The following is a 14,905-nucleotide window of genomic DNA, read 5'->3' on the forward strand; positions in this document are numbered from 1 at the left end:
TGATTGACAGCCTGCTCCTGCCATCTGTCGTACTGCTTTTTACTGAAATACTGTTCGCGGGGAACAAACTCTATGATCAACTGCGCCGAAAACCTTCGCATTCAGATTCACAATTTTCCACAGAAACAAATTAAAGATGCCTGAAAAACAGAGTAAACTTCGCGCCTTTTTCGATCATAACTTTATTGAATACGCGACCTACAACATCCGTGACCGTGCCATTCCCACCATTGATGACGGCTTGAAACCGGTACAGCGGCGGATTCTGCAGACCCTTGCCAATATGGATGACGGCCGATTTAACAAAGTGGCCAATGTTGTCGGCGAGACGATGAAACTGCATCCCCACGGCGACGCCTCCATCTATGAAGCCCTGGTTAACATCTCCAATAAAGGGTATCTCGTTGACCGCCAGGGAAACTTCGGTAACATCTTTACCGGCGACGGAGCTTCAGCCGCACGCTATATTGAGTGCCGTCTCTCAGCCCTTGCCAGAGAGACCCTTTTCAATAAAGAGCTTACGGAGTATATCGACTCCTACGACGGCCGCATGCAGGAGCCGGTCACGCTGCCGGCCAAATTACCCCTTCTGCTCCTGCTCGGAGCAGAAGGGATTGCCGTTGGCATGGCAACAAAAATTTTGCCTCACAACTTCTGTGAACTGCTCAAGGCAGAGCAGGCTGTCCTGCGGGGAGAGGAGTTTCAGCTCTACCCGGATTTCCAACAGGGGGGACTGCTTGATGCCTCCGGGTACGAGGACGGTAACGGTAAAATACGCTGCCGGGCACGTATTGTGGAGGAGAACGAGAAGACAATCATCATCAAAGATATTCCTTACGGTCAAACCACCCAGAAACTCACCGATTCCATAGAGAAGGCGGCAAAGCAGGGCAAGATAAAAATTGTCTCCATCAATGACTATACCGCTGAACATGTGGAGATTGAGATCAAGGTTGCCCGTGGAGTCTATGCCAGCGAAACCATCAAGGGGCTCTACGCTTTCACGGACTGTGAAGTATCCATTACACCAAATCTCACCCTTATCAATGGGAATGATCCTCAGATAAGCACCGTCACTGCAGTCGTGAAGCACAACGCTCTCAAACTTTGCCATGATCTTGAGAAAGAGCTCAATTTCGAACTTGCCCACCTTGAAGACAAGCTGCATGCCCGTCTCCTCGAACAAATTTTCATTGAAGAACGTATCTATCAGCGGATTGAGGAAGAGGTTACTCCGGCGGCCATCGTGGCAACAGTTTATGAAGGCCTGAAGGCCTTTCATAAAGAGGTTGGTCGAGAAATAACCGATGACGACGTCAATCGGCTGCTGGAGATACGCATCAAGCGTATTTCCCGTTATGACATTAATAAGCAGGCGAAGGAAATCAGGGATATCCGCAGTGCAATCAAAGTAATTACGTCTGATCTCAAGGATATGACTGGGTATACCATCAATTTCCTTGAGAAATTACTGGAAAAATATGGTGATCAGTTTCCAAGACAGACCGAACTGACCAGTTTCACAGAGGTCAATTTGAGAAGGGCGGCAATTGCCAACCTTAACGTGGTTTACAACCGCGAATCCGGCTTTGTCGGCACTCTGGTGAAACCGGAAGAGGGGCAGGATAATATGTCTCTGATGTGTTCTGAGTATGACAAACTCTTTCTCATCTTTTCCAATGGTCTCTATAAGTTTGTCTCAGTGACAGAAAAAATTTATGTCGGTAAAGAATTAGAGTGGGTTGGAATCGTGAAACGGGATCAAATCTTCAATGTAATTTACCGTGATGGCGCAGAAAATATTGCCTATGTTAAACGATTAAAGACACCAAGTTTTATCCTGGATAAAGAGTATCGTTTGTTCCCTGAGCATAAACGCTCAAGAATTCTGCTGTTGAGTTTTGGTAAAGGGCAGTATGCCAAAGTCAATCTCATGCCTTCCTCCCGCGCACGCAGCAACAGCCTTGAGATTGATTTCGACAGCCATCTGGTGAAAAACGCTACAGCCAGAGGCAAGAGGGTCTCACCGCGCAGCGTTCGCAGGGTTTCACCACTTTCCGATCTGAGCAGCAATGCTGAACCGAAAAAAGAGCCTCCTCTGCCGGGACTGGGGAAGGAAAAGGAGAACAGTGAATAAAAACGGGAAGGATGGAAAAAGGGAAGAGCAAAAGGTCTTTGTAGAGACGCCCAATTTTGGCGTCTCTACAAAAATCTCTCCAGTACAACAGGCGTTTCATACCACAAAGGATAGCATCGCGGATATCATCGGGTTTTGTTACCCTGCTTTTTCCTGTCTCCTGTCTTCCTCTTTGTCTTTGTCTTTTTTCATTTTTTTCTGAAGATCCTGCAGAGCAGTACGCACTCCCTCTTCAACGGTTGGGTGATAGAAGGGCATCTCCAGCATTTTCTCAACTGTCAATTCCATCTGATGTGCCCATGCGAGAAGGTGTCCAAGATGCTCGGCATCCGGGCCAAACATTTCGGCACCGAGAAAACGACTACTCTTCCTGTCTCCATACACCCGCAGCATTCCCTTATTGCGCAGCATCGTTCTGGCACGTCCCTGGCCGGTGAAAGAGACCTCTCCAACGGAAAAACCATTCTTCCCATATTCTTTCTGCAAATGCCCATAACTGTCACCAATCATGGCAATCTGCGGGTCGCTGAAGACAATTGATAAATTACTCCGCCGCAGACCGTGATTTATTTCAGGATAACTCCCCGCATTTGCACCGGCAATACGTCCCTGATCTGTTGCCTCATGGAGAATGGCAGACTGATTGCTGGCATCTCCGGCGATAAAAATGGTCGGGACACTGGTCTGCATCGTATTGCGGTCAGCAACAGTGGGAATACCGTGACTGTCAAGCTCAAGGTCAGTATTCTCCAGACCAAGATTCTCTACACTGGGACGGCGGCCGGTGGCAGCAAAAAGGTATTGCGCGTGAAAGACGGCTTCCTTTCCCTTACGATCGGTGTAGGTGATCTTTACCCTGTCTCCATCCTCTTCCATCGAAGTCACCGGATCTTTGGGCGCGACATAATATTCTTCGTTCAAAGCCTCTTCAGTGTAATCACGCAATTTGGGATCGGTGATCGGGCGAATCCGACCACTGCGGCCAAAGAGTCGCACATCAACTCCAAGACGGTGCAATGCCTGGGTAAGCTCCAATCCGATAACTCCAGAACCGAAAACCGCCACTGACTGCGGTAACTCTTTCATGGAAAAGAGATCATCGTTGGTGATGATGGCTGTGCTGAATTTCGCAAGACTGGCAGGAATCACTGTATGTGAACCGGTGGCGATAACAATCCGTTTCGCCTTGATACGCAGCTCTCCAGGCTCTCCAATATCGAGGGTGTGGTTATCAAGAAACCGGGCATTGCCGATAATCTTCTGTTCCGGCGGGATGTTGTCCACTCCCTCAAGCACAAAGCCAACAAAGCGGTCTCGTTCGGCAAGAACCCGTCCCATAACTTCATCACCCTTGATACAGGGGGCGTTCTCTGTATGAACCCCGAAACCGGGGGCACGCTCAATTGCATGCACACTCTCGGCTGCGGCAATGAGAAGTTTAGACGGCATGCATCCAACCCTTGCGCAGGTTGTTCCCCAGATTCCTCCCTCAATAAGAACAACGGAATCCGTATATGCAAGGGCAGAGCGGCGGGCATTGAGCCCGGCGGTCCCACCACCAATTACTGCGACATCGACGTTTTTTGTCTGCATTTCTCTTTCCTTAAACAGTTTTCCCCTGAAGAGAGTGTTGACCTGCATAGGTGATTTTCACCATGCACAGATCCCCGGGCACAGCCTTTACTCCTTCTTTCAGATGAACAATAAGATTGCTTCCGGTGCGACCGCGCATGAGCAACCCACCATCATCCGCCGGTTCGAGCATAATCTCCAGTTCGCGGCCGATATACTCTTTATTGCGCTCCAGACTTATTTCGTCCTGCCGTTTCTGAAAACGGTGAAGACGTTCACTCTTCACATCCTCGGGTACGGCATCGCTGAAATCAGCGGCCCGCGTCCCCGGGCGGGATGAATATTTGAAGGAGAAAGAACCGTGATAACGCACATCATTGAGCAACTTCATCGTTCCCTCAAAATCCTCCTCCGTCTCACCGGGAAAACCGACAATAACATCAGTAGTAAGCGCTATTGAAGGTAATACCTTATGCAGTTTGTCGACAAGTCCAAGATAGGAGGAGATAGTGTATCTGCGGTTCATCCGCTTCAGAACTGCATCCGAACCAGCCTGAACTGGCAGATGGAGTTGCGGGCAAAGGATATCAAGGGAACCAAAACAATCAATCAACTCGTCGGTAAGATCTTTGGGGTTGGAGGTGGTAAAACGAAGGCGTTTCAGACCGCGCTCCTGCAGCGCGGCAACCTCGCGCAGAAGTTCACTAAAACCATATTCCCCTTTGCCACGCCCCGGAGCTACGCTGTTGGTATTGCCGTAGGAATTGACGTTTTGTCCCAGCAGGGTGATCTCTTTTACTCCTCCCTCAACCAGTACCCGTGCTTCATCAACAATATCTACAGCCAACCGGCTGACCTCCCGACCACGGGTATAAGGAACCACGCAGTAGGTGCAGAAGTTGTTACATCCCTGCATGATGGTAATAAATTTTCGGAAGGGTACTGCAGAGGGTGGGAGATCCATAGATGGAAGAAATCTCGGGATATCATAGACATCAACCAGGGAGGTGACCACCTTCTGACCTCCCTCCGCTGCACACTGCAGGGCAGGGACGATGTTATATATATTCTGGGTACCGATAATCAGGGAGACAAAGGGCATGCGGCGAAGTATCTCGGATCCCTCCTGCTGGGCGACACAACCGGCGACCACTGTTTTCAGCTTCGGCTTTTTCTTCAGATTTCCACGCAGATGTCCCAGAAGGCTCATGACCTTTTGTTCCGCTTTTGCACGAATGGAGCAGGTATTGATAATAACCAGATCAGCGGTATCCATTTCCGCCGATTCAACGTATCCGGCCTCACCGAGAAGTTGTGCCATGATTTCCGAATCACGTTCGTTCATCTGACAGCCAAAGGTCTTAATATAAAAGAGCTGTTGTTCCATAATTTATAGTTGTATAGGGGCTTGGCGCAGGTCAGCGGCAATGCTGGCAAGAAGGGGAAAAAGTTCGTTGGCAGATTCCCGGGCGTATTTCAGACGCACTGTTCCCGGGACACCTGTACTGGAGAGAACAGCAAGGTTATCGTAACCTTCAAGGATGAACTTCAGAGAGTGAAAACGTCCCGGAGCTATACGAAAGTAAGAATTGCACAGCTCCGGGGCAAGAGCGGGAGTCATAAAATCAGACATTGAGGACACTGTCAACGGCGGCCATCCTGTTTTTATTAGCGGAGAGAAGAGGGTGCACTACCTCTTCAAGATATTCTGTGGTCTGCGCCTCTGCCCGACCGGTAAACTGCGTATAGTCAGAGATCATTGCATCCATTTCTTCCTGGGTGAAAGGAATACGAGGATCAGCAGCCATGCGCTCAATAAGGTCGTTACCAGCACCATTTTCCTTAATGTTACGGCCTGCGGCAAGGGAGTGTTCTTTCACAACTTCATGCATCTCCTGGCGACTTTTTCCTTTTTCGACAGCCATCATGAGGATCTTTTCAGTGGACATGAAAGGGAGTTCCTGCAACAGGTAACGTTCAATTTGTTTCGGGAAAACAACCATATCGGAAGAAACGTTATTGAAGATTCTCAATATTGCATCTGTAAGAAGAAAGGCTTGTGGAATATCCATCCGACGAATGGCGGAGTCGTCAAGGGTACGCTCAAACCACTGATTACTGTAGGTCCCGGCAAAATCAACCGACAGGTTCATCAGCTTGCGGGCAAGTCCACAGAGGCGTTCACTGCGCATGGGGTTTCGCTTATAAGCCATCGCTGAGGAACCAGTCTGGTTTTTCTCAAAGGGTTCCTCCTGTACCTTAAGATTGGAGAGAAGGCGAAGGTCAACGGCAAATTTATGAGTGGTTGCACCTATCCCGGAAAGGGTCTCCGCGAGTTTCATGTCGAGTTTGCGGGTGTAGGTCTGGCCGGTGACACTGAAGACCTTGGAAAAACCAAGTTTTTTCGCAACCAGCAGGTCGAGTTCACGTACTTTTTTATGATCACCCTTAAAAAGCTCAAGAAAGGTTGCCTGTGTACCGACGGTACCTTTTGCGCCGCGTGCTTTCTGCTGACTTAAATAGAAGTCAATAGAGTCAAGATCCATCACAAGATCCTGTAGATAGAGCGTGTTTCGTTTGCCGACCGTAGTTGGCTGGGCAGGCTGATAATGAGTATAACCGAGGGTGGGCAGACCTTTATATTTGTCGCAGAATCCGGCGAGATTCTGAATGGCATTGAGAAGGGCGCTGCGCACCATTTCCATGGCCTTTTTTTGAATAATCAAATCCGTATTGCAAACTACAAACTGCGAGGTCGCTCCAAGATGGATAATGCCGGCAGCTTTAGGACATTTCAGTCCAAACTCATAAACGTGGGCCATAACATCGTGGCGAATTTTTTTCTCCTGAGCAGCGGCAATCTCAAAATCGATATTTCCCACGTTGGCCCGCATTTGATCAAGCATCTCTGAAGTGATGATATCAGTGAGCCCCAGTTCATATTGTGCCTCGGCGAGAGCGAGCCAGCATTTTCTCCATAAAGTGAATTTATTGCGTTCTGAAAAAAGAAATTGCATTTCTGGACTGGTGTAACGGCTGACAAGCGGTTCCTGGTAAATTTCACGATTTTGGGTCATGGCAGCTCCGATATTACGATTTCAAGGAAGAAGTATAGTTGAGATAAAAAAATTAACAAAATTTTGAGGTATGAAGATATTGCTCTGAGAATGACGAAATTGGATCTTTATACCATTATCGAGATAATTATTAAAGTTTGAAGGACTCTAAAAACCCATCAAGAGAGGGCGAATACCAAAGCTTTGCAATTTACACACCAGAAACACATTATAGAAGTTATGTCGCATAATGTATATTATGTATAATTTTATAATAAAGGATTCCAAGCCTGAGATATTCTCTGGGTCTCGACTCCTTTGTTGGCCACCCTTCAACCAGACGCCTTTTTAACCAGACGCCTTTTTGCTTTTTGGCCTTTTTGCTCTCACTCTCATGATCATAGAGAATGAACACGAATCTGCCAGCTCTCCGTCCCGCGATATCGATTGCGTGTCAGCGAATAAACAAGACTCCGCTGAGACTCTGCCTGCACATCGTTTAGTTGTTCGCCAAGCCCGAAACCGATCCCCTTGTATTGCGAATACTGACCGCGAAACATCAGACTGAGATGCCGTTGATCCACGCCGACATTTCTTGACTGGATGACAATAGAGTTCTTATCATAAAACTTCGGTGCCGGATTTCCCTGGCCAAATGGCTCCATCAGCATAAGATATTGAATTGATACCGGATTCATTGCTTCATCAATACTGCAGGCAACATCGAAACTCTTCTTCCGTACAGGTTTCTGCCCATCCCGGGCACTTTCCTCGCGGATAGCCTTGCCCAGCATCTGAGTGAATTTATCCAGATTTTGTGGCTCAATACTCAATCCCGCAGCCATGGCGTGCCCGCCAAATTTTATAATTACATCAGAGCACTGCTGCAGCATTTCATGCAGATTGATTCCTTCCACAGATCTACCGGAACCCCGCAGAGTTAAACATCTATCGGAGTCAACCGTTTCGGCCAGAACGATTGCCGGGACACCAAATAATTCCACCAGTTTCGACGCTACAATCCCCGCGACCCCGGGATGAAATTTTCCTGCAACGACACAGACTTTTTGTTCTGCGACCTCGTATCCAGAGACCATGCTCTCGGCGAGAGCAAAATCATCGACACAGAGTTCTTTCCTTCTCAGATTCAGTTCCTGCAACTCGGCGCTCTTTTTTTTGGCGATTTTTGGATTCTCAGAGGTCAAAATTTCAACAACCAGTTGACTGTTTCCGAGCCGCCCTGCCGCATTTATCTTTGGCCCGATGCTGAAGCCAATATCCTCAGAGGTTACCTCGCCACTAAAAATTTCCGACTCTTCAAGAAGTGCTATAAGGCCGGTAAACCGTGGGTTATGCAACTCTTCAAAACCAGCCCGCACAAGAATACGATTGGTAGAAGTCAACTCAACCATATCCGCAACAGTCCCAAGGGCTACAAAAGGGAGAAATGACTTCATATTTATATCATTTCTCTTTGAAAATTCGTTACGAATGGCAGCTGCAAGGTAAAATGCAATTCCCACTCCGGCCATTTTGTCGCTGTGAAAACCACATTTCTCCTGCTCCGGGTTCACCACGATACAATCCGGAATGCCACTCTCGGGAAGAGCATGATGATCTGTTACGACAACCACCCCGCCGAGTTTCTGAATGAGCGTAACCACCTCACGGCTTGAGATTCCGTTATCTACCGTAATCAACAGAAACCGCTTCGAACTGAAGGATGATATATTTTCTTCAAACCAGCGGATATTCAAGCCATAGCCATCGGTCAGACGATTTGGGATGTGCCATTTTATATCAACGCCGAGCTCTCGAAAGAAATTTACCAGTAACGCAGTGGCGGTTGTTCCATCTACGTCATAGTCTCCCCAGATAATAATCTGCAGCTCTTTTTCCACGAAATAACGGACCACTTGTGCTGCTTCCCGCAGGTTAAGCATGGAGTCTGGTTTCGGCAGCGATGCGAGTTTCGGGAAAAGAAATTTCTCAATATCAGTATAGTCTTCTATTCCACGCTGAGCCAGCAGCTGAAGAATAAATCCGGGTATTTCTTTTTTCACCATCTGTCATTTCTCCAGCCAGAGTGCAATCGTCTTGAGAATTTGCTGCCTGTCTATGGCAACATCAAACCACTGCAGACCATCAACCTGATGAAACCAGGTATATTGCCGCTTGGCATAGCGCCGAGTGTCGCGTGCAAGCAGTCTCTCCATTTCTGCGTAATCATATTTTCCATCAAGAAATGCATTCATCTGCCGATAGCCAATGCTCTGCATGGATTTAAGTTCTGGTCCACAGCCCTTTTCCCTCAGACTGCGAACCTCCTGCTCAAGCCCGCCCTGAAGCATCATTCTGCAACGTTGATTAATTCTTTTATACAGTTTTTCTCGATCGCAGGTGAGGCCGATCTGCAGCAGACGACGGAAATCATTCCCTTCTTTACGGCGTCGTTCCTGTTGTCGACGCAGGTACTCTGACCAGGGTATTCCACTGACCAGATAGATTTCCAGCCCACGCAGCAACCGCTGGGTATCCCTGATGTGTACCCGCTGTGCCGTCTCAGGATCATACTGTTGCAACTCTTCGTAGAGTTTTTCACGCCCTTCTTCTTCCAGCCTCCTGCGCAAGACTCCGCGCAGTTTAATATCAATCGGAGCATCGTTAAAGAGCCCCTCTATGAGTGCCTTGAGGTACAACCCAGAACCGCCGGTAATAAAGGGGAGCCTGCCCCGCTCATGAATTTCCCGAACAAGACGCAGGCCATCAGCGGCAAAACGGGCTGCATCGTACTGTTCATCAGGGGTACAAACATCAATAAGATGATGGGGAACCTTCGCCCTCTCCTCATCGGTCGCTTTGGCTGTTCCAATATCCATGCCGCGATAGACCTGCATGGAATCAAGGCTGATGATTTCGCAGTCAAAACGCGATGCCACTTCAAACGAGAGCGCCGTTTTCCCAATAGCGGTTGGGCCAGCAATTACCAATACAGGTCCTTCTACAATCTCTTTCATTACACCTCAATCAAAACGGAATTTTTCAGCAATATTTTTCGCACCGACAGGCCCAATCCCCTTAATCTCAGAGAGAAACTGCGGCCCGTCTATTCTGCCGTGTTTCCTTCGCCAGGCGAGGATTGCCCGTGCTCTTTTCTCCCCAACCCCCTTCACCAGACACAACTCCTCTTCTGTAGCGGAGTTTATGGAGATTTTGCCAAAGAGAATTATATTAATCGCCCTGTTCTTCCTCAAGGAGTCGTCAATAATAATTTTTTGCGGGTTGTCGAAACTGTCAGAGAGCCGAAACCAGCCAATAAAAAGGAGAGCAAAACAAAGCAGCATCAACACCAGCCAGTGATTTTCTTTTTCCCAAAAGAGTTTTTCATCGGGAATTGAGCCCGTTTCACTTTCGGGCTTTTCTTGTATTCCTTGAGGGGACGGGGTACATTCCATGGCGGAAAACAGCGGGATTCCCGGAAGCGGGAAAGATTCACATCAGAGGACCTTGAAACAGCCTGCATTTGAGCGAAAGACTGATTCTTTGATGTCCCCAACAGTTGAAAACAACAATACAGGATAATCCTGAAAACTCTTATCATTATGCAGGATAGATGCAAAAAGTCAAACCTTTTAATATAGTGCTTGTTGAACCTGAGATTCCTCCCAACACCGGCACTATTGCCCGCCTCTGCGGAGCAACAGACACTGTTCTGCACCTTGTGCGCCCTCTCGGTTTTTCCACCGATGATAAACATCTCAAGCGCGCCGGACTTGATTACTGGAAATTTGTCAACATTGTCTACTGGGACAGTTTTGCGCAGTTTCTTACTGCCACCGAGGAAAATCTTCTCTACTTTTTTACCACGAAAACTGCACAAATTTACAGTGAGGTAGAATATCCTTCCGGAGCATATCTTGTCTTCGGAAAGGAGACGAAGGGACTCCCAAAAGAGATACTTCAGGGCCACCGTGACCGATGTTGTACTCTGCCAATGAGCAATCCTCACATCCGCAGCCTGAATCTTGCCGTATCCGCCGGAATTGTTCTCTATGAAGCTCTTCGGCAACGTGGTTTTGACAGGCAGTAAAATAAAATTGGACATTCAGCCCAACCTTTCTCACCGGAGATAATTCATGAAAGAACGAACCTTTAATTTTAGTGCAGGGCCCTCCACCCTGCCCGTCGAAGCTTTGGAAAAAGCCCGCGACGCGCTGTTTGATTTTGCCGGAACCGGTATTGGCATCATGGAGATAAGTCACCGTTCCCAGGAGTTTTCAGCCTATATTCTTGAGGTGGAAGCCAATCTGCGGACACTGCTTGGAATTGCGGATAATTATAAAGTTCTCTTTCTTCAGGGTGGTGGTTCCAGCCAGTTTTTCATGGTGCCAATGAATCTGCTGCTCGATAAAGGAAAAAAAGCGACCTACCTCAATACAGGTGTCTGGTCGAAAAAAGCCATTGCCGAGGCAAGGCTTTTCGGCGAAGTAGCTGTTGGCTTTGACGGCAGTGCCGAGGGGTTTCATCGAGTACCGCGCCCCGATGAGTTTACGGTGTCTGAAGGCTCAGAATACCTCTATTATACCTCAAACAATACCATCTACGGCAGCGAATACAGTTACATTCCGCAGACTGAAACCATGCTGGTCTGCGACATGAGTTCGGATTTTCTCTCTCGTCCCGTGGATGTAAACCGCTATGGACTTATTTTTGCCGGAGCTCAAAAAAATCTCGGTCCGGCGGGTGTTACCATTGTCATTATCCGCGAAGATCTTCTTGAGCGGGCACCGCTGTCGGTTCCAACCATGCTGCGCTATAAAACCCATGCAGACAAAGGGTCAATGTTCAATACGCCGCCGGTGGTCAATATCTTTGTTGCCGGTGAGGTCTTGAAGCTGCTGAAGAAGAGTGGCGGGCTTGAGGCTGTACAGCAGCGAAATATGGAGAAGGCAGCCTTGCTTTATGAAGTGCTTGACTCGGGGGATTATTACCGTGGCTACGCGGAAAGAGAGTCACGCAGTCTGATGAATGTCTCTTTCAACCTGGCAACCCCTGAACTGGAAAGTAAATTTGTTGCTGAGGCACTGGCAGCCGGAATGAGTGGACTGAAAGGCCACCGGGATGCCGGTGGTTGCCGTGCCTCCATCTACAACGCTTTTCCAAAGGAAGGCGTTGAACGGCTTGCTCAATTTATGACCGATTTTGCACAAAAGAATCCCGCATGATAAATTCATCAGAAAACAACAAGACAGACCTGCGTAACCTCACCGAGGAGCAACTTGTCGCTTTTGCGGAAAGTCTCCATCAGCCGGCTTTCCGTGGCCGCCAGATCATGGCATGGCTTTATCGCCCTGGCATTACGGACTTTTCTCAGATGACTGATCTCGCCAAAGAGTTTCGCGCTATTCTTGCTGAAAAGGCGTATATTTCACAGTTTAGCAACCCGCTGCTGGAGAAGGCCTCAGACGGTTGTGTGAAATTCGGTTTTCACCTCTTCGACGGGCAGATGATTGAAGCGGTTTTGATACCCGAACCCGATCGCAATACACTCTGTATCTCCTCACAGATTGGCTGCGCCATGGGCTGCACCTTCTGCCTCACCGGTACCATGGGTTTTATTCGCAACCTGACAACAGCGGAGATTGTAAATCAGGTTGTCGCCGCACGCGATTATCTTGCGGAGCAGCCACCGGAAACACTCATTGGATCGAACCGGGTGACCAATGTTGTTTTTATGGGTATGGGAGAACCGCTGAACAATCTGGAGAATGTTCTTGACGCCCTCTCCATAATGACAAACCAGAAAGGGATGAGTCTTACCACCCGCAAGCTCACCGTTTCAACATGTGGTATTGTTCCAAAACTACCGGAGCTTGGAGAAAATACTTCATGCAATTTAGCGGTTTCTTTGCACTCTGTAAAAAATAGCGTGCGCAGTGAACTGATGCCTGTCAACCGCCGCTGGCCGGTGGAAGAACTGCTCGATGCATGCCGCAATTATCCCCTGCCGAAGCGTAAGCGAATCATGTTTGAATACACCCTGCTTGAAGGTATTAATGATTCACCGACAGACGCCCTTCTCCTGGCAAAAAAACTGAGAGATATTCCCTGTAAAATCAACCTGCTGAGTTTCAACGCCTGCCCGGAACTGCCGTTCCGCAGCCCGCCACGGGAAAAGGTTTTACAGTTTCAAAAGATACTGCTTGATGCCCATTACACGGTTTTTATCCGCAGCAGTCGAGGCTCGGATATATCTGCAGCCTGCGGGCAGCTTGCCACAAAGAATCAGCAGGAGATCAAACAGGTCTGAGAGTTCTTAAATGTTCAGGGTACCCTTGAGAAAAAGCCGTCCCTGCCATGGAAAGATGTTGAAAGCATAATGAACAGTGCTTTTTTTATCGGGCGGAAATGGCTTACAGGTTATTTTCGTACCACACCTCTGCCGCTCTTAGAACTGGCCTTCTTCCGGCGGCAGAGGTGAAATTATTTTCAGGAAAACATGATGGGAAACGTAACAGACAACGACAGAAAACAACGAAAAGTCAGCGAGGAGACTCTGCTTAAAGTTGCCAAAGAAATCGCTGTAAAATTTATTGAAACCGGACGGATAAACCCTGCGACATTCGACAGCGCGTTCAAAAATATTTACCGCAGCCTTGAAGAGACGATTCGCGGAGAGAAGCAATGATGGATCTTGATCCACAACTCAACCACGCTCCCGACACAATCAAGCGCATTCACATCATGGGTATCTGCGGCACCGGTATGGCCGCGCTTGCCGGCATGCTCCAGGCGTCCGGTTATGTGATTACGGGCAGTGACAGCCATATATACCCGCCCATGTCAGATTTTCTTTCCGGACTCGGGATTGAGATCATGTCGGGGTATTGCGCGGAAAATCTCCAGAGTCATCCAGATCTCGTCATTGTCGGAAATGTAATTACCCGTAAAAATTCAGAGGCCATTGCCCTCTCGCAGACCACTCTGCCCTACCTCTCTTTTCCGCAGGCCCTGGCCCACTTCTTCATTCGCGGCCGCACCTCGCTCGTAGTTGCCGGAACCCATGGTAAAACAACCACCTGTTCCCTGCTTGCCAGCACCCTTTTTCGTGCCGAACTTGACCCCACTTTCATGATTGGTGGAATCGTCAAAGAATTCAACGCCAATTTCAGACTCGGTAAAGGAAAATACTTTGTTGCAGAGGGTGACGAATACGATACGGCATTCTTTGATAAAGAATCTAAGTTTCTCCATTATCGTCCTGAAATTGCGATAATTACATCCATTGAATTTGACCATGCTGATATTTTCGACAATCTCGACGAAATTAAGGCATCCTTTCGCAAATTTGTCCGCTTAATTCCCGAAAAAGGACTGCTCGTTGCCAACCTTGACGATCCCAATGTGGCGGAAATTGCCGCTGAAGCGAAGTGCGAGGTGCAGGGATATGGACTGTACACAGAAAACAGCACGCTCTCCTGGGCTCTCGGAGAGATGAAGACACAGGATGGCACCACGGACTTTGCGGTGTATCGCGAGGGCCAGCTCTGGTCACGGCTCAAAGTGAAGATGGCTGGCAGGCATAATTGCCTCAACAGCCTCGCGGTAACAGCTGTCTTAAACCGTATTGGGCTTACTCCGGAAGAGATCAGCAACGGTCTTTCCACTTTTGCCGGTGTAAAACGTCGCCAGGAAGTACGGGGAGAAAAAGGCGGCGTCACTGTAATTGATGATTTTGCCCACCACCCCACTGCCGTTCGTGAAACCCTGGCCGCTTTGCGCTCTGCCTGGCCCGGTCGCCGACTGATAACAATTTTTGAACCGCGAACGAACTCCTCCCGGCGGGCAATCTTTCAAAAATATTACGCCAGCGTGTTCGATTCCGCAGATCTTATTCTTCTCCGCGAACCACTTCCCATTGAAGGACTGGACCCCGAAGAGCTCTTCTCGTCAAGCAGGCTGGCCGCAGATCTGCGCCGTCGAGGACTCGATGCATTGAGTTTTTCAGACACCGACGCTATTCTTCATCACCTTATAAAAAGGCTGAAGAAAGGAGATGTTGTTGCAATTCTCTCCAATGGTGGTTTTGACAACATCCATGCCCGCCTCCTCGCTCAGCTTGACAGCTGACTGGAACATC

At 48.5% G+C, this 14,905-nt stretch carries 13 protein-coding genes; 6 read left to right on the forward strand and 7 right to left on the reverse strand.

Annotation, left to right across the window (positions count from 1 at the left end; genetic code table 11):
• The first annotated feature begins 136 nt into the window (after positions 1-136).
• On the forward strand, positions 137-2,137 hold the full coding sequence (locus JWG39_RS07275) for a DNA topoisomerase IV subunit A (protein ID WP_205218724.1): 2,001 nt from the start codon (positions 137-139) through the stop codon (positions 2,135-2,137).
• 138 nt (positions 2,138-2,275) lie between these two features.
• On the opposite strand, the gene JWG39_RS07280 is transcribed toward JWG39_RS07275, so the two are convergent.
• From JWG39_RS07280 to JWG39_RS07310, 7 genes are all read right to left on the reverse strand, one after another.
• Positions 2,276-3,730, reverse strand: a complete 1,455-nt coding sequence (locus tag JWG39_RS07280; RefSeq protein ID WP_205218725.1) for a dihydrolipoyl dehydrogenase — start codon at positions 3,728-3,730, stop codon at positions 2,276-2,278.
• 10 nt (positions 3,731-3,740) lie between these two features.
• Positions 3,741-5,096: a tRNA (N6-isopentenyl adenosine(37)-C2)-methylthiotransferase MiaB gene (gene miaB / locus JWG39_RS07285; protein ID WP_205218726.1), complete on the reverse strand. Its 1,356-nt coding sequence runs from the start codon at positions 5,094-5,096 to the stop codon at positions 3,741-3,743.
• A 3-nt stretch (positions 5,097-5,099) separates the two neighbouring features.
• On the reverse strand, positions 5,100-5,342 hold the full coding sequence (locus JWG39_RS07290) for a DUF4911 domain-containing protein (RefSeq protein WP_205218727.1): 243 nt from the start codon (positions 5,340-5,342) through the stop codon (positions 5,100-5,102).
• Positions 5,335-6,786 (reverse strand): adenylosuccinate lyase, encoded by a 1,452-nt coding sequence (purB, locus tag JWG39_RS07295; protein ID WP_205218728.1) that lies wholly within the window; start codon positions 6,784-6,786, stop codon positions 5,335-5,337. Before purB ends, JWG39_RS07290 begins: the two co-directional genes overlap by 8 nt.
• Before the next feature lie 377 nt (positions 6,787-7,163).
• Positions 7,164-8,831 (reverse strand): single-stranded-DNA-specific exonuclease RecJ, encoded by a 1,668-nt coding sequence (gene recJ, locus JWG39_RS07300; protein WP_205218729.1) that lies wholly within the window; start codon positions 8,829-8,831, stop codon positions 7,164-7,166.
• Positions 8,832-8,834: 3 nt separating this feature from the next.
• On the reverse strand, positions 8,835-9,782 hold the full coding sequence (gene miaA, locus JWG39_RS07305) for a tRNA (adenosine(37)-N6)-dimethylallyltransferase MiaA (RefSeq protein ID WP_205218730.1): 948 nt from the start codon (positions 9,780-9,782) through the stop codon (positions 8,835-8,837).
• 6 nt (positions 9,783-9,788) lie between these two features.
• Entirely contained in the window at positions 9,789-10,220 is a 432-nt protein-coding gene (locus tag JWG39_RS07310; RefSeq protein WP_205218731.1) for a ComEA family DNA-binding protein, read from the reverse strand.
• Positions 10,221-10,378: 158 nt separating this feature from the next.
• Here JWG39_RS07310 and JWG39_RS07315 point away from each other — a divergent pair, with 158 nt between their 5' ends.
• From JWG39_RS07315 to mpl, 5 genes are all read left to right on the forward strand, one after another.
• Positions 10,379-10,855 (forward strand): tRNA (cytidine(34)-2'-O)-methyltransferase, encoded by a 477-nt coding sequence (locus JWG39_RS07315; protein ID WP_205218732.1) that lies wholly within the window; start codon positions 10,379-10,381, stop codon positions 10,853-10,855.
• A gap of 46 nt (positions 10,856-10,901) precedes the next feature.
• Positions 10,902-11,990: a 3-phosphoserine/phosphohydroxythreonine transaminase gene (gene serC / locus JWG39_RS07320; RefSeq protein WP_205218733.1), complete on the forward strand. Its 1,089-nt coding sequence runs from the start codon at positions 10,902-10,904 to the stop codon at positions 11,988-11,990.
• Positions 11,987-13,075: a dual-specificity RNA methyltransferase RlmN gene (gene rlmN / locus JWG39_RS07325; protein ID WP_205218734.1), complete on the forward strand. Its 1,089-nt coding sequence runs from the start codon at positions 11,987-11,989 to the stop codon at positions 13,073-13,075. The genes serC and rlmN overlap by 4 nt, the downstream gene beginning before the upstream one ends.
• Positions 13,076-13,264: 189 nt before the next feature.
• Entirely contained in the window at positions 13,265-13,453 is a 189-nt protein-coding gene (locus JWG39_RS07330; RefSeq protein ID WP_240192034.1) for a hypothetical protein, read from the forward strand.
• On the forward strand, positions 13,450-14,895 hold the full coding sequence (gene mpl / locus JWG39_RS07335; RefSeq protein ID WP_275888977.1) for a UDP-N-acetylmuramate:L-alanyl-gamma-D-glutamyl-meso-diaminopimelate ligase: 1,446 nt from the start codon (positions 13,450-13,452) through the stop codon (positions 14,893-14,895). Before JWG39_RS07330 ends, mpl begins: the two co-directional genes overlap by 4 nt.
• Positions 14,896-14,905: the final 10 nt, after the last annotated feature.

This window comes from Desulforhopalus vacuolatus, from assembly GCF_016918505.1.
Classification (GTDB): Bacteria; Desulfobacterota; Desulfobulbia; order Desulfobulbales; family Desulfocapsaceae; genus Desulforhopalus; species Desulforhopalus vacuolatus.

What these genes read in the sequence shown, in the direction of transcription:
- miaB (WP_205218726.1), bottom strand. Translation starts at nt 5,096, where the DNA reads ATGGAACAACAGCTCTTTTATATTAAGACCTTTGGCTGTCAGATGAAC.
- JWG39_RS07330 (WP_240192034.1), top strand. Translation starts at nt 13,265, where the DNA reads ATGATGGGAAACGTAACAGACAACGACAGAAAACAACGAAAAGTCAGC.
- mpl (WP_275888977.1), top strand. Translation starts at nt 13,450, where the DNA reads ATGATGGATCTTGATCCACAACTCAACCACGCTCCCGACACAATCAAG.
- purB (WP_205218728.1), bottom strand. Translation starts at nt 6,786, where the DNA reads ATGACCCAAAATCGTGAAATTTACCAGGAACCGCTTGTCAGCCGTTAC.
- JWG39_RS07290 (WP_205218727.1), bottom strand. Translation starts at nt 5,342, where the DNA reads ATGTCTGATTTTATGACTCCCGCTCTTGCCCCGGAGCTGTGCAATTCT.
- recJ (WP_205218729.1), bottom strand. Translation starts at nt 8,831, where the DNA reads ATGGTGAAAAAAGAAATACCCGGATTTATTCTTCAGCTGCTGGCTCAG.
- JWG39_RS07275 (WP_205218724.1), top strand. Translation starts at nt 137, where the DNA reads ATGCCTGAAAAACAGAGTAAACTTCGCGCCTTTTTCGATCATAACTTT.
- JWG39_RS07315 (WP_205218732.1), top strand. Translation starts at nt 10,379, where the DNA reads ATGCAAAAAGTCAAACCTTTTAATATAGTGCTTGTTGAACCTGAGATT.
- miaA (WP_205218730.1), bottom strand. Translation starts at nt 9,782, where the DNA reads ATGAAAGAGATTGTAGAAGGACCTGTATTGGTAATTGCTGGCCCAACC.
- serC (WP_205218733.1), top strand. Translation starts at nt 10,902, where the DNA reads ATGAAAGAACGAACCTTTAATTTTAGTGCAGGGCCCTCCACCCTGCCC.
- rlmN (WP_205218734.1), top strand. Translation starts at nt 11,987, where the DNA reads ATGATAAATTCATCAGAAAACAACAAGACAGACCTGCGTAACCTCACC.
- JWG39_RS07310 (WP_205218731.1), bottom strand. Translation starts at nt 10,220, where the DNA reads ATGGAATGTACCCCGTCCCCTCAAGGAATACAAGAAAAGCCCGAAAGT.
- JWG39_RS07280 (WP_205218725.1), bottom strand. Translation starts at nt 3,730, where the DNA reads ATGCAGACAAAAAACGTCGATGTCGCAGTAATTGGTGGTGGGACCGCC.